At 42.2% G+C, this 20,859-nt stretch carries 21 protein-coding genes; 11 read left to right on the forward strand and 10 right to left on the reverse strand.

Annotated elements, in window-relative coordinates; all coding sequences use genetic code 11:
• Window positions 1–123 precede the first annotated feature (123 nt).
• Entirely contained in the window at window positions 124–1,131 is a 1,008-nt protein-coding gene (locus AC04NP_RS12165; protein WP_482860026.1) for a phosphotransferase, read from the reverse strand.
• A 159-nt stretch (window positions 1,132–1,290) separates the two neighbouring features.
• Here AC04NP_RS12165 and AC04NP_RS12170 point away from each other — a divergent pair, with 159 nt between their 5' ends.
• Genes AC04NP_RS12170 through AC04NP_RS12180 form a run of 3 tightly spaced genes read left to right on the forward strand, consistent with a single transcriptional unit; the run spans window position 1,291 to window position 2,225 of the window.
• Entirely contained in the window at window positions 1,291–1,590 is a 300-nt protein-coding gene (locus AC04NP_RS12170; protein WP_482860027.1) for a hypothetical protein, read from the forward strand.
• Window positions 1,591–1,610: 20 nt separating this feature from the next.
• Complete coding sequence (locus AC04NP_RS12175; RefSeq protein ID WP_482860028.1) at window positions 1,611–1,826, forward strand: hypothetical protein; 216 nt, start codon at window positions 1,611–1,613, stop codon at window positions 1,824–1,826.
• A 27-nt stretch (window positions 1,827–1,853) separates the two neighbouring features.
• Window positions 1,854–2,225, forward strand: a complete 372-nt coding sequence (locus tag AC04NP_RS12180; protein ID WP_482860029.1) for a GerW family sporulation protein — start codon at window positions 1,854–1,856, stop codon at window positions 2,223–2,225.
• A 41-nt stretch (window positions 2,226–2,266) separates the two neighbouring features.
• Here AC04NP_RS12180 and AC04NP_RS12185 read toward each other — a convergent pair whose 3' ends face one another.
• Complete coding sequence (locus AC04NP_RS12185; protein ID WP_482860030.1) at window positions 2,267–2,755, reverse strand: P-loop nucleotide/nucleoside kinase family protein; 489 nt, start codon at window positions 2,753–2,755, stop codon at window positions 2,267–2,269.
• 317 nt (window positions 2,756–3,072) lie between these two features.
• Here AC04NP_RS12185 and AC04NP_RS12190 point away from each other — a divergent pair, with 317 nt between their 5' ends.
• On the forward strand, window positions 3,073–4,188 hold the full coding sequence (locus tag AC04NP_RS12190; RefSeq protein WP_482860031.1) for a baeRF3 domain-containing protein: 1,116 nt from the start codon (window positions 3,073–3,075) through the stop codon (window positions 4,186–4,188).
• A 44-nt stretch (window positions 4,189–4,232) separates the two neighbouring features.
• On the opposite strand, the gene AC04NP_RS12195 is transcribed toward AC04NP_RS12190, so the two are convergent.
• Both AC04NP_RS12195 and AC04NP_RS12200 read right to left on the reverse strand, forming a co-directional pair.
• On the reverse strand, window positions 4,233–4,751 hold the full coding sequence (locus AC04NP_RS12195; protein ID WP_482860032.1) for a DUF4136 domain-containing protein: 519 nt from the start codon (window positions 4,749–4,751) through the stop codon (window positions 4,233–4,235).
• Window positions 4,752–4,759: 8 nt separating this feature from the next.
• Entirely contained in the window at window positions 4,760–4,885 is a 126-nt protein-coding gene (locus tag AC04NP_RS12200) for a hypothetical protein (RefSeq protein WP_482860033.1), read from the reverse strand.
• A gap of 95 nt (window positions 4,886–4,980) precedes the next feature.
• Between AC04NP_RS12200 and AC04NP_RS12205 the strand changes: the two genes are divergently transcribed.
• Together AC04NP_RS12205 and AC04NP_RS12210 are read left to right on the forward strand one after the other, a co-directional pair.
• Window positions 4,981–5,412 (forward strand): Hsp20/alpha crystallin family protein, encoded by a 432-nt coding sequence (locus tag AC04NP_RS12205; protein WP_482860034.1) that lies wholly within the window; start codon window positions 4,981–4,983, stop codon window positions 5,410–5,412.
• A 90-nt stretch (window positions 5,413–5,502) separates the two neighbouring features.
• On the forward strand, window positions 5,503–6,336 hold the full coding sequence (locus AC04NP_RS12210) for a universal stress protein (RefSeq protein ID WP_482860035.1): 834 nt from the start codon (window positions 5,503–5,505) through the stop codon (window positions 6,334–6,336).
• A 71-nt stretch (window positions 6,337–6,407) separates the two neighbouring features.
• Here AC04NP_RS12210 and AC04NP_RS12215 read toward each other — a convergent pair whose 3' ends face one another.
• From AC04NP_RS12215 to AC04NP_RS12230, 4 genes are all read right to left on the reverse strand, one after another.
• Window positions 6,408–6,566 carry a hypothetical protein gene (locus AC04NP_RS12215; protein WP_482860036.1) on the reverse strand — a complete coding sequence of 53 codons (159 nt, stop codon included), beginning with the start codon at window positions 6,564–6,566 and terminating at the stop codon, window positions 6,408–6,410.
• Window positions 6,567–6,618: 52 nt separating this feature from the next.
• Window positions 6,619–7,698 carry an AI-2E family transporter gene (locus AC04NP_RS12220; protein ID WP_482860037.1) on the reverse strand — a complete coding sequence of 360 codons (1,080 nt, stop codon included), beginning with the start codon at window positions 7,696–7,698 and terminating at the stop codon, window positions 6,619–6,621.
• 376 nt (window positions 7,699–8,074) lie between these two features.
• Window positions 8,075–9,073 carry an L-glyceraldehyde 3-phosphate reductase gene (gene mgrA / locus AC04NP_RS12225; RefSeq protein ID WP_482860038.1) on the reverse strand — a complete coding sequence of 333 codons (999 nt, stop codon included), beginning with the start codon at window positions 9,071–9,073 and terminating at the stop codon, window positions 8,075–8,077.
• A 234-nt stretch (window positions 9,074–9,307) separates the two neighbouring features.
• A complete protein-coding gene (locus tag AC04NP_RS12230) occupies window positions 9,308–10,624 on the reverse strand; it encodes a gluconate:H+ symporter (protein WP_482860039.1) in 1,317 nt (438 codons plus the stop codon).
• Window positions 10,625–10,796: 172 nt separating this feature from the next.
• Between AC04NP_RS12230 and AC04NP_RS12235 the strand changes: the two genes are divergently transcribed.
• The 4 genes from AC04NP_RS12235 to AC04NP_RS12250 all read left to right on the forward strand — a co-directional run bounded on the left by AC04NP_RS12235 (window position 10,797) and on the right by AC04NP_RS12250 (window position 17,529).
• Complete coding sequence (locus tag AC04NP_RS12235) at window positions 10,797–11,384, forward strand: DUF922 domain-containing protein (RefSeq protein WP_482860040.1); 588 nt, start codon at window positions 10,797–10,799, stop codon at window positions 11,382–11,384.
• A gap of 204 nt (window positions 11,385–11,588) precedes the next feature.
• Window positions 11,589–13,706, forward strand: a complete 2,118-nt coding sequence (locus tag AC04NP_RS12240; protein WP_482860041.1) for an ATP-binding protein — start codon at window positions 11,589–11,591, stop codon at window positions 13,704–13,706.
• A gap of 254 nt (window positions 13,707–13,960) precedes the next feature.
• Window positions 13,961–16,645 carry a metallophosphoesterase gene (locus tag AC04NP_RS12245; protein ID WP_482860134.1) on the forward strand — a complete coding sequence of 895 codons (2,685 nt, stop codon included), beginning with the start codon at window positions 13,961–13,963 and terminating at the stop codon, window positions 16,643–16,645.
• 71 nt (window positions 16,646–16,716) lie between these two features.
• Window positions 16,717–17,529, forward strand: coding sequence for a BamA/TamA family outer membrane protein (locus AC04NP_RS12250; protein WP_482860042.1), 813 nt, complete (start codon window positions 16,717–16,719; stop codon window positions 17,527–17,529).
• 89 nt (window positions 17,530–17,618) lie between these two features.
• Here AC04NP_RS12250 and AC04NP_RS12255 read toward each other — a convergent pair whose 3' ends face one another.
• Window positions 17,619–18,074 carry a universal stress protein gene (locus AC04NP_RS12255; protein ID WP_482860043.1) on the reverse strand — a complete coding sequence of 152 codons (456 nt, stop codon included), beginning with the start codon at window positions 18,072–18,074 and terminating at the stop codon, window positions 17,619–17,621.
• 204 nt (window positions 18,075–18,278) lie between these two features.
• Between AC04NP_RS12255 and AC04NP_RS12260 the strand changes: the two genes are divergently transcribed.
• Window positions 18,279–19,583, forward strand: coding sequence for a serine hydrolase domain-containing protein (locus AC04NP_RS12260; RefSeq protein WP_482860044.1), 1,305 nt, complete (start codon window positions 18,279–18,281; stop codon window positions 19,581–19,583).
• 29 nt (window positions 19,584–19,612) lie between these two features.
• On the opposite strand, the gene hutI is transcribed toward AC04NP_RS12260, so the two are convergent.
• Window positions 19,613–20,854 (reverse strand): imidazolonepropionase, encoded by a 1,242-nt coding sequence (gene hutI / locus AC04NP_RS12265; RefSeq protein ID WP_482860045.1) that lies wholly within the window; start codon window positions 20,852–20,854, stop codon window positions 19,613–19,615.
• Between the last annotated feature and the right edge of the window lie 5 nt (window positions 20,855–20,859).

The following is a 20,859-nucleotide window of genomic DNA, read 5'->3' on the forward strand; positions in this document are numbered from 1 at the left end:
CAGTTTCATAAGTTCAAACAATTCACACACGGCTATCACTCCGCCATTCAGAATCCTGCCCTAAAGATATCCGACCGAGCACCCTAACCCAATGATATTGGTTAACAACTCAAATGATATGAATCAGACCTGATTCAAATAATAGTCCATCAGTCGAAGGTATTTATCTACCGCTTCGGTAATCTTTTTTAATGGCCCGGGGTGCTTTTCCTGTTTGGCTCGAAGGGCATTGACCTTGGCCCTTACGTTGGCGCAATAGGCCTTAAAATAAATGAATAGCTTCATTTCCGCTTCATCGCGTATGGCAGGCAGGTATTTGAGGTATGTTTCCAGCAATAGCTTACTAAAATCATGCCTTTCATTAGCCTCCAAATCCATGCAACAAAAGGCAAGTTCATTTAACAAATCCATCTGTCTGTGGTCGTCGCTGAATTCAATACAGTCAAATATGACCGGGTCATCATATAAAAATATGTTTTTGGCATGTAAATCTCCGTGTACATCCCGTTGAAATCCTTCCCTCACACGCATGTTTAATAAATTTGCATGGGACTGCAAAAATTTGGTAGATTTTTTAATGGCTTTCTCAACAACAGCCTGGCAATGTCCGTCAAGATGCTTAGTCACAAATTCCTGTATTCCTCCTAAATCGGCAAACTTCTCATCAAAGCTCCGCCAGGCAAAGGCATCCACAATGATATCGGCGTTATGATGAAACCGGGCAATTTTTTCGGCCAAGGTAATGATCTGGTGATGGGCCACTTCATTTTTTCTCAGCAAATGATTCATCAGCTTATCCTGATCCAGCCTTTTCATCTTTACCGCATAATCGATAATGACACCCTCTTTTGCTTGAATATAATAGGAATCATTTTTGACACAAACCGGCACAACTTCCAGATAGACTTCCCTGGCAATTCTTCTGTTTAAAATCAATTCTTTATAACAACAATACCTGCGTTTTTCCGGCGTTGAATAATCCAAAAAAGAATATTGCATCGGTTTTTTTATCTTGTAAACCGATGAGCCCTCCAGAATAACCCAGGATATATGTGTTTCTATCAAAGAAACATCCTGGCCGGTTTGCTTTTTCATTGTGCCGATAAGTGTTTTGATTTCCTCTTTAGTCATCTTTTTACCCGGTATCGGTTGAAGTTGTTACCGGAATCTAGCATCGTATTACCGGCATTCTGTTGATAAAGATCAATGGTGCCTATGATTGTAATCATAGCACAAATTCCGGTAGCCAACTACCTTTAAAGAAAAGAGATATTAACTGCAATTAGCCGTATGATAATCCTTATTGCTTTCCTGGGCGTTTTTCTGTTAGGTCTTACATGGGTATTGACAGCACCTGTGACACTTTGTATTGATACAAACCAACCGGAAAATATATTACAGATTGAGTTAAAAGGAATCATGAAATACAGCATCTGCTTACGGGATGAAAGTGTATTTTTTCAATACCGCATTTTCTTTTTTTCATCAGAAAAGGATTTGTTTGAAAGGAAAGTCGGTCCGGTTGACCGTAAAAAAAAACTGGCCGGAAAACGCAAAAAAAGAAGGCTCAAGTCAGGTTGCCACGGTTAATCCGAAAGCTGGTTTGGCCGGTGATAAAAACTTTTGAACTTGAAGTATTAAAGGTCGATATCGATACCGACAATTATGTCTTAAACGCACAGTTGATACCGGTTTTTATGTGGATCAGTCAAGATAAAATCCGGTTATCGGTGAATTTTGAAGGAAATGCCAGTTTGTACATGCTAATCAATAACCGCCTGGTAAGAATGGCACCGGTACTCATAAGATATTTTCTACTTAAATAATATATTAAAAACCAAAAACTGAAAAAGATGGACATGAAATTTGAAGACATGCTGGAAAAAATAACCTCATTTTTACAGTCCGAAGCAAAAACGGAAACCGTTATCGGGGATCCGTTCAAGCTGGGGGAATTTGAATGTGTTCCTGTGATACGGGTTGGCATAGGATTTGGCAGTGGTGGTGGAGGCGGAGATACGCCTAAAACAGGAAAGGGCGAAGGCGTTGGTGCCGGGGCCGGAATAGGTATTGAGCCAATAGGATTTCTGGTTACAAAGGGCGATGAAATATCTTTTCTGTCTGCCAGTAAAAGCAAAGGGTTATCTGCCGCTTTCGAAAAGGTTCCGGATTTTCTCGAAAAATTCCTGGACAAAGGCAAAAGCAAGGAGAAGACATCATCTTAAAAGATCACCGGATCAAAAGGCTGATTTTCTTTTATCGGAAATCAGCCCAAATACTTAGCCGCCTTTTCCAACATTTCTCTAATATTATTCTCCTGGGATTCTAGAGTCAGGTGTTGCTCAACCATTGGTTGAAACAGCGCCTTTACCTTCCGGTACACCTCATAATCGGCTTCACTTTCTTTTCTTTTTTTACTCACCCGCTTTTTGACCAATAATTCCCTGGCCGTCACCTCAATAAAATAAATTTTTACGTTTAACGACGCTGCCAATGCTACAAACATTTGCCTTATCTCCTTCCGATAGAACGTAGCATCCAGAACCACGCGTTTTTGTTGTCTGATCAACTGCCTGGTGAGCACAAGCATTTGATCATATACTTTCATTTTCTCTTCCTCGGTATAGGCACGGTCTTTAATCATCTTGAAGCGAACCCGGTCGCTGCTTATATATTCCGCCTTTATGATTTCAGCCAATCTGCCGGCAAAATAGCTTTTGCCTGTACCAGGCAATCCAAATACCACAACTATCATGTTTCTGAGACTTCAGGCTTGACCATGCGCTTATTGACCATTCAAATTTATACACAATGAATAGATTATAAATACGAGGTACTCAGAGGCCTTTTTTCGTAAAGTTTTTTACCGGAAAAAAGCATATCACCGGAAGCCTCGAAGCAAATAAGTAACAGCTATCACAATCATTTATCCGGTGCTGAACTTAATACTATTGTACGCCAACGAAAATGACCAGGATCATTTTCATTCCTAATCAACCTCATTGAATTGCCTGTCCATAACGTTTATAATCACACTATGAATGAAGGCCTTCAAATCTAAATTTTAATACCATGAAAAACGAAAGATACGTTGAAGAACTGTTGGGAATAAAGCCAGGGGAAGATAATCGTATTTGTATTTCAGTGATCGTTCCGTTATATAAACAACTGCCGGAAAGAAATCAGAATAAGCTGGCGATCAAAAATGCTGTCAATGAAGCCAAAAATATTTTACAGGCCGGTTTCAGTGATGGTAACATCAGCGGATTAATCAGGAAGCTGGATGAACTTCAAACTCCGGAAACATTTGCCGGTGCTGCTGAAGGGGTGGGATTTTTCGTGGGTGAAGAGGTGGGTAAGACAATACTGTTCCCTTTTGAGGTAAAAAAGAAAGTTGTGGTGGATAACAGTTTTGAAGTGCGGGATGTGATTTTTACCAAAAACCGGATGCCCAGGTATTATGTGCTGGCATTGAGCAACAATAAAACCCGTTTTTTTATATCCCAACAGTTGGGCATTGAAGAGGTTATCAATGAATCATTCCCCTTGTCCTATGAGGAGCAATTTCAATACCCGGCCCGGCAAAAACCAAAGGTAAGCGGCAATTACGGGTCTGAGGAATCCACGATTCAGGAAGAAAGACAAAAGGGATTTTACCGTCATTTGGATAAACTGCTGGCACCATACTTTAAACGGGAATCGAGGCCTGTTATCCTGTTGGGAGTCGGTGACCAACAGGCTGTTTTCAAAAAAACATCCCGGTACGGTAACAACATAGCCGCTGGCCTTAACGGCAATTTCGATCATTTGAGCGGTCCGGAAGTTTTCCGGAAAATCTGGCCCGAGGTAACCAGGCTACTGGAGAAAAAAGATGATGAAGTTATCAGTAAACTGGAAAGATTATCATCAGTCGGCAAAACCATCACCGGCGTAGAGCAGATTTGGAAGGAAGCCGGTAACATGACTGGTAAAACCCTGGTGGTAGAAAAGGATTTCAGTCAATCGGCATATGTCGATCGAAAAATAAAGACTTTATCATTAAAGAAAGGAAAAGGACAGGATTGGCAAAAGATACACGATGTGGTTGATGATATCATAGAATTGACCATAGGAGGCCATGGGGAAGTAATTTTTGTGGAAAATGGCAGGTTGGGAAGATTTCAAAAGATCGCGCTTATGAGCCCTTGAGAAAACCGGTGGCTGGCATGCAATACCCCTCCGGAATCCGCTGGCTATGGAAATTTTTCAAATATTTTTGCTATGGTAGCATGAATACGCTGCTCCACCTCTGTCGGTCTTTCATCCAATACAGCCGAGGCCGTGCCCTGCCAGACTAACTGCTCTAGATCAGCATCCACAATGTGAATAATCAGGGTACCCACTTTATAATTGTATGTGCTTAATTGATAATCACGCCAATAGCGGTAGGGGCTGTCAGGATGCGTTGTGTAATCCTGCTTGGACTCCACCACAATGTGAAAATCCACCAGTAAATCAGGGGCCATGTCATTCATCACATAACCTATTTTAGCCAGCTCGCCGGCTACGGCCTGTTTTATCCGTTTCCGGTTGAGACTGTTATCATACATAGGAAATTCCTCATGCCTGTCTTCTTCCATGGGCCCCCAATAAAAGGTCTTATATTGGGAAAAGTTGGCCTGATCATCACGATCCCTGGTGATGGTAACTCTTGGCGAACAATTTGAGAAAGAAGCTGATATCAGCAACAGCAGTATGATGTGAATTCTCATAGGTCCATTTAATCGGTGTTCAAATATATCATGTCACATGGCTCCGATCCATGATATTCATCAATACCGGGATTGATAATAATCAGGCCTGTTCTTTCCAAAATATACACGACATCACTATTGATTTTAATCATTTTTCCTTCTGATTACCATCATTGATACTGGATAGAAAGGTGGTTAAGTTTGTCTGAAATATATTTTTAAAACCAAAATATAGGAGGAAACTAAAATGACAAACCTAATCAGAAGTTCAAGGCTATTCCCCAATTTCCCAAAAATGTTTACTGACTTTTTTGATGATGACCTGGAAGTTGGTAACGGCTGGCTGTCAAGGGTTCCGGCAGCCAACATCAGAGAAGATGATAATGAGTTTACAGTAGAACTGGCCGCCCCAGGTTTGGATAAAAGGGATTTCCACATCAACATTGAAAACGGAAATCTGACAATTAGCTGTGAGAAAAAAGAAGAATCTGAGGTAAAGGAAAAAGATTACACGCGGAAAGAATTCAATTATAGTTCATTCTATCGCTCATTTATGCTTCCTGATTCTGTAGATCAGGATAAAATAAAGGCAAATTATCAGGACGGGGTGCTGAAGTTGGGATTGCCGAAAAAAGAGGAAGCGAAAAAACTTCCCAAAAAACAAATCTCCATATCTTGAAATGAGTATAAGATTAGTTCATTTAGTGTAAGATTAATTAACTATTAATAAAAGGCGGTATTACAGCCGCCTTTTAAACACTTTTTAAAAATGCATAATACCAAAATATTAGTTCCCACAGACTTTTCACTTTGTTCCAAAAATGCACTAACCTTTGCCATAAAGATTGCAAAAAAAATGGATGCAAAACTGATTCTGATGCATGCGTTTCAGGTGCCGGTTTCATCGATGGATGCGGGAGCAGAGGCTTATTTTTCAGAGTCAATTACTAACATCAAAGACAACATCAAAAAGGAATTTGACATATTTAAAGAAACCCCCGAGGAGTTAAAGGAAGTAGAACACGACATATTAATCAAACACGACCTCACTAAAAACGCGATTCTCAGTGCTTGTGAGTCAACCGGGTGTAAGCTCATTGTAATGGGTACGCACGGAGCACGGGGCCTGGATGAAATTTTGATTGGCAGTAACACATATTCAGTGATGAAAGAGTCGGTGATTCCTGTGTTGGCCATACCGGAAAGCGCACGGATACGCGACATAAAACGAATTGCCTTTGCCGGCGATTATAAAAGTATCGAGGATAAAAACGTTCTCCAAACATTGATCCAGCTCACAAAAGCTTTTAATGCGGAAATTAATATTGTTCATATCGACCCGGATGAAGAGGCAGGATTATCTGATTCGGAAATTAATGAGGCCAAAAAGTTTGAACAGTATTTCAAGCACGTCAGACATACATATCACTTCATTCATACCCAAAACATAGAAGCCGGCCTGGAGGATTATGCACAAAACAATGACATCGATTTAATCGCTTTGATTCCCAGAAAACACAAGTTTTTGGATAACCTGTCCCAGAAACGTATTTCTAAAAAGCTGGCTTTTCACAGCAAAGTGCCGATATTAGCGCTCAAGTAACCACTGCTGACTACGTTATAGTCACCTGAAAGGCTCAGGTGACCATAATCTCTCGTTTCAGGCGTTTTTTTTCATCGTGGTCCACACGGGGTAAAAGTACGGTAAGTACACCTGGCATCTGCATTGGTCTCTGAAAAATGTTCGACGATTGATCTCATTTTGTTTAAACCCTGTGCCGTTAAACCAGCCCTCAGGTACAGTATTTCTTTCATCAGATTCTTTTCTTCCATGACTTTTTGTTTAAAATGACCAAATCAAAAGCCAGTTTTTCAATGATCTTCATCAACCGCCATCATGATCCTTTTCGATTTCCTCAGGTGTTCCCAGAAGAATAGAAATGGGTTTCAGCACCTCTACCCTATCGGCAATCAGCTTAAAAATAGCGGTAAAAGGCATGAAAAGAATCATACCGGAGGCACCCCAGATGATAGCCCCCAGCATGATGACTGTAATAGTAGCCAGGGCGTTTATCCTTAATTTGAAACTCACCGCCAGCGGGAATATAATATTGGCCTCCAGCACCTGCACCACCACAAATATTCCAACAATGCCCAGGGGGTACCATATCGAGTCGTAAGTGAGCCAGGCTATGCTCATGGGCAAAAGAGCCCCAAGCGTGATGCCGATATACGGTATAAACGTAAGAATGGAAGCAATGAAGCCGAAAAATATCGCATTGGGGATACCTAAAATGGCTAAGCCTATACTATTTAATATGCCCACGATCAGATATACCAATGCCATTCCCTTAATAAAATTATAATAGGCAATGATGGACTCCTGCAAAATGCTCAGAATTGCTTGCTGACGTTTTGCACCCGGAAATATCTGAAACAAAAAGGTCATTAGCAGTTTACGGTAATACAGTATCAGGGCGGTATAAAATGGCACCAATAAAAACAAAACTGTTGAAATTGATGTGTTGTAAACGGTCCTGGGCAAAATCTGCAGGATTTTTTGTGAAGCGTCGGTAAGCAAGGTCTGGAGCCAGTTTCTTCTTTCTTCAGGGGCTATATTAAAAAAATCGCCGACATTTTTAAAGGCATCGTTCAGTAGAAGCATGACCTTATCGTAAAGATCCGGCCATTGCCTCGTAAACAGGGAAAACTGCCTGACCATCAGCGCAACAAGTAGTAATGTCAGGATCAGAAAGAGAACGAGGCTGGTGAGAATAGCCATAACCCTTGAAAATTTATGCTGCTCCAGCCATCGACAAATTGGATACAACACAAAACTTATCAGTAAACCAAAACTAACCGGAATCAACAGCGACTGACCAAAATACAGAATTAAGACAATGATCAGGAAGTACTGTAAAAAAGTGAGTAAGGAGGGCTTTGCAGGAGATAGGTCGGTTTTCATTAATGAAACTTATTATTTGTCTAATAAAACAGATATCGTATTGCATTTCAATGATATGAATTAGATAATCTATTGACAAAAGTCACTTGATGAGAAACACAGAGGTAACGTCTAAACCTATAAGCATGGAAAGTTCTCCTGTAAACCAAACATTGGCTTGAAAAGATGCTCGATAGGTTTGGGTATGACTCGGTTCATAATTGACAGTTGTCAATTAATACACATCATGTACTATTCGCAAATAAACGAACGTCCGGAAGGGACGAAAAAATTACAGGCGGCCTGGAAATTGAAAGCGATTGATTATGGATTTTTAATGCAAGCACCTGGCACGGCACCTGGCATCCGGGGAAACTCCGAAACAAAGAATCTACAGCTAATCTCCGCCCAATATATTTTCAATCTTCTCAAATTCCTCTGTGGAAAACTCTAAATTATCCAGGGAGCTAAGATTATCGAGAAGTTGCTTTTCGCTGCTTACACCCATTAAAACCGAGGTTACACCGGGATCTCTCAACAGCCAGGCTATAGCCATTTGTGCAAGGCTTTGTCCCCGGGCGCTTGCCAGTTGGTCCAGCAACCTGACTTTTTCCAGCTTTTCCTCTGTGATGCTATCCTTTTGAAGATATCCTGACTCCTTGGCCGCCCGCGAGTCTTCAGGAATGCCATGAAGATATTTGTTGGTTAACAATCCCTGTTGCAACGGCGAAAATACAATACAACCGGTACCTTTTTGTTTTAATTCTTCCAACAGCCCTCCTTCAATCCAGCGATCAAAAATGCTGTAGTTAGGCTGATGAATGAAGCAGTGAGTACCCAGTTCACCCAGCATATCGATGGCTTCCCCGGTTTGTTCTTTGTCGTACATCGAGATGCCCACATACAACGCTTTACCCTGTCTCACAATCAGGTCAAGGGCACCCATTGTTTCTTCCAGAGGTGTCTCAGGGTCGGGACGATGGTGGTAAAATATATCTACATACTCTAAACCCATGCGTTTCAAGCTTTGATCCAGGCTCGCGATCAGGTATTTTTTCGAGCCATAATTGCCGTAAGGCCCCGGCCACATGTCCCAACCGGCTTTGGAAGAAATGATCAATTCATCACGATAAGGTTTTAAATCCTTTTCCAACATACGCCCAAAATTCTCCTCGGCTGATCCATATACCGGCCCATAATTATTAGCCAAATCAAAATGAGTAATGCCAAGGTCAAATGCTTTTCTGACAATACTCCTGCCCTTTTCAAAACTGTCAATCGAACCAAAATTATGCCATAACCCTAACGATATGGCCGGCAATAATATCCCGCTTGCCCCACAGCGGCGGTACAACATTGAATCATATCTCTTTGAATCAGCTTTATAATTTTCCATGTAATTATTATTATTTATCTGTCAATCAATTATCAACTTTAATCTACCTGTTACCATGCCCCCATCCTTCATCCCTCCACAACACCAACCTATCCACACACAACAAATTATCCCCCCCTGACATTCCCCCCCAAAAAAATCCCCACTAACCATCGTCAACCGCCCACCATCAACCCAGACCTCACCCCCTAAACCATCCCAGTATACGCCACCAAACATTGTCAACTGTCAATTTCAAACAACCCAATCCAAAACCATCACCCCTACCAACCCCATCGCCGAAACCGTCGTTTCCATCACAGTCCATGTGGATAATGTTTCCTTAATACTAAGATTAAAATACTCCTTAAAGAGCCAGAACCCACCATCATTAACATGTGACAACATCAGGCTTCCCGAACCAATAGCCAAAACCATCAGCTCAGGTGAAACATCGGGATCTCCAACCAGGGGGACTACAATACCCGCTGAGGTAAGGCCGGCGACCGTTGCAGAACCCACACACACCCGCACTACCGCTGCAATGAACCAGGCCAAAAACAAGGGTGAAAAGCCTGATGCCTGCATGAGTCCGGCAATGTAGTCACTGACCCCGCTTTCTATTAACACTTGTTTAAATGCCCCTGCGCCAGCGATGATCAGCAGTACCATCGTGATTCCCGAAACCCCTGAAGATATGGATTCCATCAATTCAGTCATTTTTTGACCATTTCTTATGCCCAAAAAGTAAATAGCCGCCAATACCGCAATCAGCATAGCGATGGATGGATTCCCCAGAATATCGGCGAGTTTCCACGCAAAGCTTCCTTCAGCTACCCATAGCCTGGCCAGGGCCGCGAAACCTATTAAAATTACAGGTGACAAGGCAACTGCCAGGCTACTTCCCAGGGAAGGAACTGAGGTGCCGGCAGCATTTTCCGTACCGGTAAATGCCTTTAACGGTTTTGCATCAAACCTGCTAAAATAACCTGATAACAGTGGTCCGGCCACAAGAATGGCAGGAATCGCAATGATAATTCCATAAATCAATGTGGTACCGATATCGGCCTGAAACATCCCCACTATGGCAGTAGGTGCCGGATGTGGAGGCAAATAACCATGTGTTACAGAAAGTGAAGCCAGCATAGGTATGCCCACATACAGCAGGGGTAACCCTGTACTGGCTGCCATGGTAAAAACCAGGGGCACCAGAATCACAAATCCCACTGAATAAAACATAGGTATACCCACAATAAAGCCCGTCACCATCAGGGCCAACTGAATTCTCTTTAATCCAAAGGCAGCGACAAGGCCGGTGGTGATCTTATAGGCAGCACCACTATCGGCCACTAATTTGCCAAGCATCGCCCCAAATCCCAAAATAATGATCAGAGAACTCATAATACTGCCTATGCCGGTTTTTATCGCCTCGACAGTAGATATTACAGGAAGTCCTTCAAAAACACCCACTAAAAGCGAAACGATGATAAATGAAATGAAAGCGTTCAGTTTAAATACAATGATTAATACCAGGAGGAGCACTATACCCAGGAGTACAATTATCAGCGGCATACAATATAGGTCACAGAGAAAAATAAATTTACCTAAAAAAGCATCAATAATTTATTTTTCAAAGAAATGCATCAAAAAGTTATTGTTACTGGCAGAATTTAGATTATTTTTCAGATCATGCTGCAAAAGGCATGAATTTTGGTTAGCAAAAATCAACAGCGCTGTCACGCATATGGATAAGTTAAACATTCTTTTCTTCGCTGCCGTTCAGGTTTTGATCACCAATCAACTGATCGCCCAAAAGGTGCAGGAGCCTGTGGATTTTCAGATCTACAAGGAGTGGCAGCCGTTTAATCCCCTTAAATGGGAAGATTTTAAAGGATCGAGGCCTGATCAGTACCATGGTGACGCCGGTTCTATGGTTAAAATAAAAGCGGTCCCCTATTTTGTTAAGAAAAGAATAAAATATGACGTTTATACACTTTTTAACAAGACTAAATCGTGGGCCCTGGCGCAATCGCCACAATTGCTGGCACATGAGCAATTGCACTTTGACATAGCAGAACTGTATGCCAGAAAAATCAGAAAAAGGATATGGCAGCTTTCAAGAGAACCGGGTAAGAAAAGTGATTTGAAAATCTACAACAATGAAATCCGTAAATTGCTGAAAGAAAGTAACGAATTTGACCGGCTCTATGATATCGAGACACTCCATGGTAGTTTACCTAAAAAGCAGAAAGAATGGCAGAATAAGGTAAAAAACTCCTTGTCTGCCCTCAAAGATTTCGCAAAAAAAGGCTATACGGTCGGAAAATACTAACCACTCACATCAGTGAATGGTCGGCCAGGAAATGCTCAAAACCCGGCTGGATGATAATTTAAAGAGTAAGCAGACCATTCCAACGATAAATTACCAATTTTTATTAGTTTCGCCTTATTTTCCGCTCAGGGTGTAAAAACCAGTAAAAAAATCCACAAAAAAAAATCTGATTTATTGGCTGCTAATGATTGGAGAGGCCTTAAAATGAAAAGGAGTTACAGACTATTCATACGCATCGCACCAAGCATATTTTTGATTTTAAAGTCTTCCATAACACTGGGATTGATGAATCAGGATATGAAGGGGCAAGAGGGAATTGTTGATTTGACATCTTTTGAATTCAACAAAAGCAATATTTTGGTGTTAAACGGGCCCTGGGAGTTTTACTGGAAACAGTTACTAACACCAAAAGATTTCCAACAGAAAGAAGACCTGCCAGGTAAATCCCTGGTAAACCTGCCCGGCTTGTGGAAGGGTAAATTAGTCAATGGCGAAAAACCGGATAATACGGGATATGCAACTTACAGGCTTCAGGTGATCGCTTCACCCTATGGCGATTTATTGGCTATAAAGGTTCCCAAGTTATATTCCAGTTATAAAATCTGGATCAACGGTCGGCTAAAGGTAGCCTGTGGTAAAGTAGGAACAGACCGGGCAACCACTGTCCACCGGAGGAAAAGCCATACCCTCCCCTTCAAACTGCAGGAAAGTGGAAAAACGGAAATCATCATTCAAGTTGCCAATTTTTATCACAAAAACGGAGGAATAAGTAAAGCTCCATCCATCGGATGCTTCAGGACCTTTGTAAAAAGAGAGGAGTCTTCGGTTATCGCTGAGACCATGTTATTAACCAGTCTGGTATTAATGGGATTAGCATTTTTGTTTTTATACAGCTTATGGAGAAAAGATAAAGCCGTATTATATTTCGCCTTTTTTTGCCTTTTCTGGGCGTACAGAGGCATCAGTGACCACTACGCACCTTTAGTGGATATCATGCCATTTTTGAGCTGGGAGTTCAATACAAAGCTGGAATACATTTCGCTGTTTTTCGGTTCTCTTGCAGGCTGTTTATATTTCAATAAAATATTTAAAAAAAACGCATATCCCAGGTATAATGCCCTTGTCTTTTGGGCGATTTTATCTTTTGCCATCGTCACATTACTTTCACCGGATACATGGTTCACCTACTACCTGTTACCTTTCTTTGTGGTAATGTTGGTGAATTTCGTTTATATAACCACCATCGTGATAAAATCGATGATAGACAAAAATCCCGAGTTCTGGTACGCAGTGGCTGGTATTTTACTGGGCGTGATCGTGTTTACTTCTCACATGTTTATATTTTACACCCAGCGGGACAGCCTCATTTCGTATATTAACATCGGCTATCTGGGCTTCTTCTTTCTCAGCGCCACACTGTTGGGCGTAAGGTTTTCCCGTGCTTTTTTTAAGTTGGAAATGTTGCAGGGGCAGACCTTTGAACAAAAGGAAGAGCTCAAAACCCAGGCCGATATGTTGAAGGTGGTAAATGATCAAATGGTCCATCAAAAAGAAATGCTGCAGGAAAAAAACGAGGAAATTAAATCGATCAACAAATACCTGGAGCATACCATTAGTGAGAGAACTTCCAGGCTGAGGAGAATCAACAAGGAATTGGATATGTTTTTGTACCGGGCCTCTCATGATTTGAGAAGACCGATCAGCAGCATTATGGGTATCGATCAAATAGCCAGAATGACAGTCAAAGAGAAAGAAGCTCTTGATCTGTTCAAAAAGGTTCAAAACGTGGTACAGGCCATGGATATGATGTTAAAAAAGTTCATCAGCATCAGTGAAATTTACAACCATAAAATACAATTCACCGAGATCGATATGAACACCCTTAAAAGTGTTATAACCAACCAGGCTGCTTATTACGGAAAAATGAATAATATTGAAGACTATCAATTGGATATTTATGGCGCTGATTCTATATTTTCCGACCTGTTTATTATCAACAAAATTACTACTTACCTCATTGAAAACTCTTTCATGTTCGCGTCATCGCCGGGGGGTGAAAAATTAAAAATCAGTATTACATTTAAAGAAAACGGACCAATCCTGAGTCTGATTTTTTCAGATAACGGAGACGGAATTAAAAAGGAAATAATCGACAAAATATTTAACATGTATTTCATTGGTACAGTTAAATCTAACGGTAACGGTTTAGGTCTGTATATTGTCAAAAAAGCAGCCGAAAAACTGGGTGAAGATATTTCGGTAGAAAGCCAGAAAGGGGATGTTGGTACGACATTTTGTATTACGTTAAACAAAAACAAGTAAATGTACAGACCTTATGGCCATGGCAACGTGGCTTATGTTATCGTTTTCTTTTAGGTCTCCAAATGACTATTAATATGGATTTATTTATATTTTTGACAAGTTAAATGCTATCGTCAATATGACCGGTTTCAGAGGTTTTATCGGGCTCATAGCAAGCCTCTTATTTCGTTTTAAACAGTACACCAACCTGCCTTGCCTCCGGAAACCAGCAGTCATACACCGCCCAAGACTTACCTGTCTACACGCTATATTTTATTGGCGACGCGGGAAAGCACTTCAAAAATGGCAGCAATCCCGTGCTTACCATGCTTTCAAAACAACTGAAGGCTGAAAATGAAGAAAGTGCCGTTGTATTTTTAGGAGATAATATATATCCAAAAGGGTTTCCCGAAAAAGGACATCCTTCCAGGAAACAGGCCGAAGATATATTAATCAGCCAGTTGGAAGTAGTAAAATCCTACGCGGGCAAAGTATTTATCATCCCTGGCAACCACGATTGGAAGAAGGGTAAAAGGTCGGGCTGGGAATACATTAACAACCAGGAGCAATTTGCGGAAGCCCTGATGGACAGCACCAATATATTTCTTCCGGACGATGGTTGCCCGGGCCCGGTAGAAATAAACCTGAATGATGAAATCACCATGATTATACTGGACACCCAATGGATTTTGCACCCCTGGGAAAAACCGGAGAAAGATGAGGGATGCGATATCGCCTCCAACGCAGATATTATGGTACAAATTGATGACATCATCAGGAGAAACAAAGGCAAAAAAATCATTTTCTCCGCGCATCATCCGCTTTACAGTTATGGGATTCATGGTGGGGTAAGTCATCTTCATGCTCATCTGTTTCCTTTAACTGCTATCAACAGATCACTTTATATGCCTCTGCCGGTGATTGGTTCTATTTTTCCTCTTTACCGGAAGTGGATAGGCAATATACAGGATATCCGGCATCCTAAATACAAAGCCATGCGAGAGGTACTTACTCAACTCTTTGCCAGGTATCCCAATCTTATTTATATCTCCGGACACGAGCATTCCATGCAATACATATTAAAAGACAGCGTACATTTTATCGTAAGCGGGGCGGGTTCCAAATCCAATCATGTGAAGAGAAAGGGATATGCAAAGTTTGCCGATGGTGGACTGGGGTATGCAAGGTTGTTTTTTTACAAAGACGGTAGAGTTAACCTGGAAATTTGGCAGACCGATGAAAAAGGAGCGGCAAAAAGAACCTATGAAAAACATTTATTCACAAAAAAATACCGTCCTGACCTGGTTCCGAATTTTAAGGATATTGATTTTTCCGATAGTGTGGTTACAACCAATGCCAGCAATCAATATGACAAGAAAAGGCGCTGGTTGTTGGGTAAAAACTACAGAGAGGCCTGGAAAGCAAAAATAACTGTTCCGGTATTTGATATGGGCCGGGAAATGGGCGGATTGGTCCCGGTAAGACGAGGAGGCGGGCAGCAAACCAAATCCCTGAGGCTACAGGTAGGCGACGGCAGGCAATATGTGCTGAGATCAATAGAAAAATATACTGAGAAAGTGGTGCCCGAACCCCTGCGTGGAACCATCGCAGCCGATATTGTCCAGGATGAAATTTCAGCCTCCCATCCCTATGGGGCTTTGGTAATCCCAACCCTTGCCAGGGCTGCCAAAATCTACCATACCAATCCCAAAATCGTATTTATGCCCAATGACCCACGTCTGGGAAAATATAGTGAACTGTTTGCCAACGGACTTTTTCTTTTTGAAGCCCATCCTGACGGCGATCATTCGGACATGCCCAACTTTGGCAACGCCAAAAGGATTTACAGCACCGCCAAAATGTTGCAACAACTTTACAAAAACAATAACAATCAGGTAGATCAGTTATGGACCCTAAAGTCCAGGCTATTCGACATGGTGATCGGAGATTGGGACCGGCACGACGATCAATGGAGATGGGCGAGTTTTGAACAGGATAAAAAAACCATTTTCAGACCCATTCCAAGGGATCGCGACCAGGCATTCTTTGTTAGTCAGGGTTTGCTGATGAATATTGCTAAAAGAAAGTGGGCACTGCCCACTTTACAGGGATTTGGTTACAAGTACAGGTATGTGCCAGGTTTTAACGCTAATGCGCGTTATTTTGACAGGGACTTCCTTACAGAGCCCTATACCTTGCAAAAAAACCTGACAGACAGTACCATAGAACAAGCCATCAGCACCTGGCCTGACACTATTTACGCCCTGAATGGTGAAGAGGTCATCGAGAAATTGAAGTCCCACAGAAATAACCTGAAAGATTACGCCAGGCAACAATACCTGTTTCTCGCCCGCACCGTTAATATCAAAGGAAGTCGCAAGAATGAGTTCTTTAAAATAGAGCGGATGAACGACCTTGAAACCAAGGTTCGGATATTCAAAAAAGCCAAGGATGACACTACCTCCCAAAAGTTGTATGAGCGTACTTTTAAAACAGATGAAACTAAAGAAATCAGCGTCTATGGGCTGGGAGGAAATGACCTTTTTAAAATTGAAGGCAAAGTAAATAAAGGGCCTGTAATCCGGATTATAGGTGGAGAAGGTCAGAACAAAATAATAGATTTATCACAGGTGAGAGGACTTTCCAGAAAAAACAAAATTTACGATAACAGGGAGGGCAACATCATAAATTTTGGAAAGGAAAGCAGGGATTTCACTAGCAGCGAACCCGAAGTAAACACGTATGACAGAAGGGATTTCAGGTATGATAGGCTGAGCCCCCTGGTTTATGTTAATGTTAACCGTGACGATGGCCTGTTTATGGGAGGAGGCTTCGTTTTTATCCAACACGGTTTTCGTAAAGATCCTTATAATAAGACGTCATTTCGTACAGGGAAGCTACGCGTTTGCCACCAACTCCTTCGACCTGAAATATCACAGCGCTTTTATGAATGTCTTTGATAAGTGGAGCCTGAACATCAATTTTGACCTTTTCTCGCCTAGTTACATCTCTAATTTCTTTGGATTCGGCAATGAAACTGTTTTTAACAAAAAAAACAGACGAATCCTTCAATGTAGAAAATCCGATAGATTTCTACCGGATACAATATAGTCTTATCAATAATGAAATCCTGCTAAGCAAACGCATAGGTGAGTTTGGATCACTTAGCTTTGGGCACCATTGGCAACTGTTTAAGGTGGAATCAGAGTATGATGGTGAGGACAGAATATTTTTAGACGGTTCGGGTCTTGATCTCGATGAAAATTTTTTCAACTGGAAAAGTTATGAGGGAGGTGTGTTAAAATTCGGTCTCGATATGAGAGATGATAAAAAACTCCCCTCCAGGGGTATCGACCTTAATATGGACCTGAGAGCTTATGCCGGCCTCAACGACAATTCCAACAACTATGCCAGCGCAATGGCAGATTTTTCATTGTTTTTCAGTTTCAGGCTCCCGGCTACTGTTACCATGGTTATCCGTACGGGTGCCGGCCATACCTTTGGTAATTACGAATTTTACCAGGCACAGCAATTGGGGGGCTTACAAACCTTGAGAGGTTATCGCAAAACACGTTTTTTTGGCGACACACGGCTTTACAACAATACCGAGCTGAGAATGAGAATTACCACCATCAAAAATCCGCTCTTGCCCATAAACTTTGGTTTTAACCTCTTTAATGACATCGGCAGGGTTTGGCTGGATGGTGAAAACTCCGATAAGCTGCACCATGGCTATGGCGCCGGACTCTGGTTTGCCCCCATCAACGCCACCGTCATGGCCATCGAGGTCGCCAGAACGGAAGAAGAAACAGGATTTTATTTGAGACTAGGCTATTTGTTTTGAATAATTGACAATGTACAATTGACAATTGGGTATTTTGTTATATGGAAATGGTGAAGTAACAAACTTCCATAATTGTCAATTGTACATTGTCAACTGTCAATTACTCTTCCCCGATCAAGCGGAATGATCATTACCGGTACTTTGGATTTTTTGATGATTTCAAAGGTTTTGTTGGCGTTGAAAGCCTTGTAGAGCAGGCCATGTTCGTGGTATCCAACAATAACGAGGTCACATTTTAGTTTACCTGACTCCTCAACAATCATATCGATGGTAGTACCGTAGATAAGTAGACCTTCGGCATCTACCCCTTTGGCCTTGAGTTGGTCTGCCAGTTCCTGCAGTGCTTTATGCTCCTTTCTCAATTCCCCTGCACGGCTGTCTCTTATATATTGGGGGCCGATCTTGTAACCGATAAAGTCAGGCTCCGGCGCGGCTATGTGCAGCAACCAGACTTTAGCTTCAAACTTCTGCCCCATCTCAAAGCCCTGGTTAACCAACAAACCGGTATTTTCATCAAAATCGATGGTTACTAATATATTGTTCATTTGGATCCTCCTCTGGTTCCTTAAACAAAAAATAATAGTTTATAATACAATATTAATCAAATTCGTAGAAACCTATTTAGTTTTTTGTAAATCCGGACAGGCAAAACTGTTATATGAATCGTGCCGGTATCTATTTAGCAAGAAACGGTCATGGACTTGTTTAAGTCACGGATTTAGTTATATTAGATAAAAATTTATGTATCTATGAGAGTACTATTATCGATTCTGTTAATTTTCTTCATCACACACAACTACGGACAATCACGGTACCACGAGCTGTCTGAAGGTTTGCCTGAAGAAGTGGAGATGTTGTCTGATGTTTTAGCCCGAATTGACCCTTTTGTTGAAAGCTACATTGAAAAAAGACAGATGCCTGGTGGGGTATTCCTGATAGCCAGGAAAGGTAGAATTGTTTATTTTAACAATTTTGGCTACAGAACCCTGAAAAAGAGAAAAGCCTATGAACCGGACGATATCTTTCGAATTGCCTCCATGACGAAGGCTATCACTTCCGTATCAATTTTGCAACTGTTCGAACAGGGAAAGCTGGGGTTAGATGACCCTGTCCACCTTTTTCTGCCAGCATTTAAAGAAACACGGGCTCTGAATACATTCAACAAGGATGATTCCAGCTATACCACCGTACCATTGCAAAGGCCTGTTACCATCAGACACCTGCTCACACACACTTCAGGTATTGCTTATGGTGATTTTCATTCGGGAAAAGTCAAGGCAGTCTATGCTAAAAACGATATGCTGGACGTTGGGTTATCGCACGAAAGCTGGAGCACTGAGGAATTTATTGACAAACTGGCCAGGGTTCCGCTCGTATTCCAACCGGGAGAGAAATATATGTATGGGCTGAATATGGACGTTTTAGGAAGGGTCATTGAGGTTATTTCGGGGCAATCACTGAACGAATATTTTCGTGAGCACATTTTTACCCCGCTGGAAATGAATGACACCCATTTCTATCTACCCAAAAAAAAGAGAAAAAGACTATGCCCTGTCTACACCTATGATGATGACGATGAACTGATCATGATGAAAGATATTGAAGACAACGGCGCTTTAGAGTATCCAAGTGCTGATGGGAGAAACTTTTTTGCAGGTGGTGGCGGGCTGTCTTCAACTGCCATGGACTATGCAAGATTCATCTTCATGCTGTCAAATGGTGGCAAATATAAAGGACATAGGATTTTAGGCAGAAAAACCATCGAAATGATGACATCGGACCAGTTGATTTACCTCAACCGAAAGAACAAAGGCTTCTCTAAAATTCCAGGTGTGACGTATGGATTGGGCTTCGCCCTGACCACCCTGGAAGGCAATGGCTATAGTCCAAAATCACCGGGAACATATGAATGGGGTGGTTACTTTAACACCAAATTCTTTATCGACCCAAATGAGGATCTTATTTTTGTGGGCATGACCCAGATTGTGCCTTTTCCAAATCAAGAGTTTTGGGACCGGTTATATGCGATTATATATGCCTCCATCGATTATTAGGCAGGCTTAAACTTTTGGTTTTTCCGTGGTCACCTTACTCCTTTTTTCCACACCCGGCATGGTCTCAATGCACCCTGGTTGTAGAGAATTTCGCGGTAATCCGCACAAGGGAACGCAATAAAATCAGCAAGTAATCCCGGTTTGAGGCTACCCCGGTCAGTAAGTTTAAGTGCTCTGGCCGCACGCACCGTTAACCCAGCTAACACCTCCGCATTAGTTAGTTTCTCATAGGCGCCCAGCAACGCCGCCTGTGTCAGCAAATCGCCCATCGGGGCAGAGCCCGGATTCCAGTCCGAAGCAATGGCCAGACTGCCTCCTGCATCTAATAGGCTTCTGGCCGGCGCAAATTTCATACCTAACCCAAGACTGGCACCAGGCAGTACCGTGGCTGTTGTATCACTTTTTGCCAGATAAGCTATTTCCTTTTCACCACTGGCCTCCAGATGATCGGCAGAAACTGCTTTGACTTCAACTGCCAGTTTACTTCCTCCGGTAGTAAACTGATCGGCATGGATGGTTAGATCAAAACCTTGCCTTCCGGCGGCAATGAGATAGGATTTGGCAACTTCATAATCAAAGGCCGTTTCTTCCACAAAGATATCGATGCGGCTGGCCAGCTTTTCGCTAAGAAGGATCGGGAACAGATCCCTTACCAGATGGCGAAGGTAAGACCCGGCGTTACCGTCGAAATCCGGTGGCAGGATATGGGCCGCTAAACAGGTAGGGATCAGATCAACAGATTGCTGCTGATTTACCTTTTGAATGGTCTTTAACATTTTGATTTCTGTCTCTAAGTTAAGCCCATAACCGCTTTTGACTTCCATGGTGGTTACCCCTGCCTTTACATGCCGGTTTATCCTGCCGGTTAACCCCTCCGCGAGTGCCTCCTCACTCGCATTACGCGTATGTTGTACGCTGTTCCAGATGCCACCACCGGATCTGGCTATTTCAAGATAAGACTTCCCGGCATTCCGCATAGCGTAATCCAGGGCTCTGGAACCTGCATAACAAATATGGGTATGCGCATCGACAAATCCCGGTAACCCCACCACATCGTCGCGCAGCCGCTCAATGGCCGCATCCCTGACCTTCCAGTCCCTGATCAGCTCATTGAACCCCCCGACTGCCTCTATAAACCGACCTTTCAGCAAAATGCCGGCATCTTCAATAACAGACAATTTTTCGTCGGCCACGGGGCCTTTTGGGGGAATACCGGCAAAGGTCAGTAATTGTTTAAAAGGGCCGACCAATTTGGTTTTAAACAAGTTCATGTCAC

It is taken from the genome of Agaribacillus sp. DX54, assembly GCF_056858335.1.

Excerpts from the sequence above, each read along its gene's own strand:
- AC04NP_RS12165 (WP_482860026.1), bottom strand. The coding sequence starts at position 1,131 with ATGACTAAAGAGGAAATCAAAACACTTATCGGCACAATGAAAAAGCAA.
- AC04NP_RS12170 (WP_482860027.1), top strand. The coding sequence starts at position 1,291 with ATGATAATCCTTATTGCTTTCCTGGGCGTTTTTCTGTTAGGTCTTACA.
- AC04NP_RS12180 (WP_482860029.1), top strand. The coding sequence starts at position 1,854 with ATGGACATGAAATTTGAAGACATGCTGGAAAAAATAACCTCATTTTTA.
- AC04NP_RS12185 (WP_482860030.1), bottom strand. The coding sequence starts at position 2,755 with ATGATAGTTGTGGTATTTGGATTGCCTGGTACAGGCAAAAGCTATTTT.
- AC04NP_RS12190 (WP_482860031.1), top strand. The coding sequence starts at position 3,073 with ATGAAAAACGAAAGATACGTTGAAGAACTGTTGGGAATAAAGCCAGGG.
- AC04NP_RS12195 (WP_482860032.1), bottom strand. The coding sequence starts at position 4,751 with ATGAGAATTCACATCATACTGCTGTTGCTGATATCAGCTTCTTTCTCA.
- AC04NP_RS12200 (WP_482860033.1), bottom strand. The coding sequence starts at position 4,885 with ATGATTAAAATCAATAGTGATGTCGTGTATATTTTGGAAAGAACAGGC.
- AC04NP_RS12205 (WP_482860034.1), top strand. The coding sequence starts at position 4,981 with ATGACAAACCTAATCAGAAGTTCAAGGCTATTCCCCAATTTCCCAAAA.
- AC04NP_RS12210 (WP_482860035.1), top strand. The coding sequence starts at position 5,503 with ATGCATAATACCAAAATATTAGTTCCCACAGACTTTTCACTTTGTTCC.
- AC04NP_RS12215 (WP_482860036.1), bottom strand. The coding sequence starts at position 6,566 with ATGGAAGAAAAGAATCTGATGAAAGAAATACTGTACCTGAGGGCTGGT.
- AC04NP_RS12220 (WP_482860037.1), bottom strand. The coding sequence starts at position 7,698 with ATGAAAACCGACCTATCTCCTGCAAAGCCCTCCTTACTCACTTTTTTA.
- mgrA (WP_482860038.1), bottom strand. The coding sequence starts at position 9,073 with ATGGAAAATTATAAAGCTGATTCAAAGAGATATGATTCAATGTTGTAC.
- AC04NP_RS12230 (WP_482860039.1), bottom strand. The coding sequence starts at position 10,624 with ATGCCGCTGATAATTGTACTCCTGGGTATAGTGCTCCTCCTGGTATTA.
- AC04NP_RS12235 (WP_482860040.1), top strand. The coding sequence starts at position 10,797 with ATGGATAAGTTAAACATTCTTTTCTTCGCTGCCGTTCAGGTTTTGATC.
- AC04NP_RS12240 (WP_482860041.1), top strand. The coding sequence starts at position 11,589 with ATGAAAAGGAGTTACAGACTATTCATACGCATCGCACCAAGCATATTT.
- AC04NP_RS12250 (WP_482860042.1), top strand. The coding sequence starts at position 16,717 with ATGAAACTGTTTTTAACAAAAAAAACAGACGAATCCTTCAATGTAGAA.
- AC04NP_RS12255 (WP_482860043.1), bottom strand. The coding sequence starts at position 18,074 with ATGAACAATATATTAGTAACCATCGATTTTGATGAAAATACCGGTTTG.
- AC04NP_RS12260 (WP_482860044.1), top strand. The coding sequence starts at position 18,279 with ATGAGAGTACTATTATCGATTCTGTTAATTTTCTTCATCACACACAAC.
- hutI (WP_482860045.1), bottom strand. The coding sequence starts at position 20,854 with ATGAACTTGTTTAAAACCAAATTGGTCGGCCCTTTTAAACAATTACTG.